Source organism: Bacillus cereus group sp. BfR-BA-01355 (assembly GCF_022663675.1).
Classification (GTDB): domain Bacteria; phylum Bacillota; class Bacilli; order Bacillales; family Bacillaceae_G; genus Bacillus_A; species Bacillus_A thuringiensis_S.
Genome location: NZ_JAKUFY010000318.1, coordinates 1 through 426 on the forward strand (window position 1 = coordinate 1; position 426 = coordinate 426).

Genomic DNA, 426 nt, shown 5'->3' on the forward strand with positions numbered 1-426 from the left:
GTATAGGAAGAATAGACATTCTACATTTACAAATCTCTTATTTGGTTTCACAATGGGAGCATTTAGTTTAGCGATTTTATACGAGTATAGTTTAGTGAATGCAGCGATCGTACTATTATTACAAGGTTTCCTTGGAATGGTTACTTCTATTAAAGGAAAACAACAGATAAAATTGTATGTTAGTGCAACGATTTACGCGATTGGAATGATACAAACGATTTTTAGTCCGTTTGATCAATTTATTTCGGCAGGCTTTGTTGCTCATATTATTTTAATAGGAACATTCTATTATTGCATGAGACAAGCGAAAGAAGTGTTAGCGAGTTTTGGTAAGTATGTGTACTCTATAGCGCTCTACTGGTTAATGGTCATTGTATTTATTACAATCACTAGAATTGGTGAAGTTCTTTCTACAGATGGAAGTAT

At 33.1% G+C, this 426-nt stretch carries 1 pseudogene; it reads left to right on the forward strand.

The features are described 5' to 3' along the window. A pseudogene (locus MR167_RS31835) lies at nucleotides 1-426 on the forward strand (DUF2339 domain-containing protein); the annotation flags it as partial.